Source organism: Streptomyces sp. SID5464 (genome assembly GCF_009862985.1).
Taxonomy (GTDB): Bacteria; Actinomycetota; Actinomycetes; order Streptomycetales; family Streptomycetaceae; genus Streptomyces; species Streptomyces chartreusis_D.
The window spans coordinates 158,255-158,713 of the sequence record NZ_WWIQ01000010.1 but is presented as its reverse complement, the minus strand read 5'-3'; the positions used below and the strand labels follow the sequence as shown (position 1 = coordinate 158,713).

Here is a 459-nt window from a genome sequence, read left to right as displayed (position 1 = left end):
GTCCGCGGGCCCCGCGCCGCCCGCGAATCCCACGCCGTCGGCGGGCCCGGCGCAGTCCGCGGCCCCCACGCCCTCGGCGGCCCCCACGCCCTGGGCGGACCCCGGGCCGTCCACGGAGCCTGGGCCGTCGGCGGCCCCTGCGCCTGCGGCGGGCCCTGGGCCGTCGGTGGAGCCTGAACCGTCCGCGGGCCCCGCGCCGCCCGCGAATCCCACGCCGTCGGCGGGCCCGGCGCAGTCCGCGGCCCCCACGCCCTCGGCGGCCCATGCGCCCTCGGCGGGCCCTGCGCCCTCGGCGGGCCCCGGGCCGTCAGTGGATCCCGAGCCGTCGGCGGAGCCTGGGCCTTCGGCGGTTCCGGAGCCGTCGGCGAACTCCCAGCCGCTGGCGGGCCCCGAGCCGTCCAAGGAGCCTGAACCGTCGGCGGCCCCCGCGCCCGCGGCGGCCCCCGCGCCCGCGGCGGG

At 84.5% G+C, this 459-nt stretch carries 1 pseudogene; it reads right to left on the bottom strand.

The features are described from left to right. Window positions 1–459: pseudogene (locus tag GTY47_RS10750) on the bottom strand (hypothetical protein); the annotation flags it as partial.